1 protein-coding gene is annotated in these 984 nt (G+C 65.5%); it reads right to left on the bottom strand.

Annotation, left to right across the window (positions count from 1 at the left end):
* Positions 1 to 24: 24 nt before the first annotated feature.
* A complete protein-coding gene (locus tag BU204_RS37800) occupies positions 25 to 918 on the bottom strand; it encodes an IS982 family transposase (protein ID WP_075130578.1) in 894 nt (297 codons plus the stop codon).
* Positions 919 to 984 lie beyond the last annotated feature (66 nt).

Here is a 984-nt window from a genome sequence, read left to right as displayed (position 1 = left end):
CTAGACGAGTAAGTCCTAACTGATTCAGTGGTCGTAGGCGGTCAGGGATCGAGTGGTGGGTTGGCCGGTGGCGCGGTTGTGCCAGATCGCGGCGGTCAGTGCGAGCACGCGTTGGGCGATGCGGGCGGTGACGCCGTCGATGGTGCGGCCGCCGTGGAGTTCGAGGTCGAGCTGGCCTTTGAGCGTGTCGTTGACTGACTCGATGAGTTGTCGGACGGGTTTGAGCAGGTGCTGGGCTGGGTGTGGGGTGCGGTTGCGGTACGACGGGCGAAGCAGCCGCACGTCGCGCTCGGCAAGGAAGGCGTCGAGTTCGCGGGAGACGTAGCCTTTGTCCGCGATGATCAGCAGGCCGGGCCGGTCGGCCAGCACGGTCGGGTCGTGGTCGAGGATCGCCATCAGTACCTGGCGTTCGTCGAGTTTCGGGTTCGCCAGCGCCCAGGTGATCGGCAGTCCGGCAGGGGTACAGACCAGGTGCAGGCGCAGGCCCCAGAAGAAGCGTGAGTGGCTGGAGCAGTAGCCGTAGCCGGCCCAGCCGGCGAGTTCGGATCGCTTGGCTGTTTCGCGGGAGCGGCCGCATTCGACCGGGGTGGAGTCGACCACCCAGGTGGCGTCGGTCCATAGGTCGGTGTCGAGCGCGAGCATGCGGATGACTCGTTTGAGCAGTGGTACGGCTGTACGCAGCCGCTTGTTGTAGCCGGATTGCTGGGGCAGGTAGGTGAAAGCGCCGGGCAGGTGGCGGGGCAGGAACCGTAGCCAGCGGGCTTCGGAGCGGATGCCGAGCAGCGCCTGCGCGACTGCGAGGGTGAGAAGTTCGGCATCGGTCAGCCGGGGCGGACGACCACTGCGGGCAGGCCTGCCGAGGTGGTCATCGATCTTGACGTACAGTGCGGTCAGAAGGGTGTTCAGGTCGGTCCTCACAAACTGATCTTGAACACCCTTCGTCCGTCTCCAGGCACCACCCCGACTTAGGACTTACTCGTCTAG

Source organism: Actinophytocola xanthii, from assembly GCF_001921205.1.
Lineage (GTDB): Bacteria > Actinomycetota > Actinomycetes > Mycobacteriales > Pseudonocardiaceae > Actinophytocola > Actinophytocola xanthii.
The sequence above is the reverse complement of the archived record's forward strand: the minus strand, read 5'-3'. Positions and strand labels throughout refer to the sequence as shown.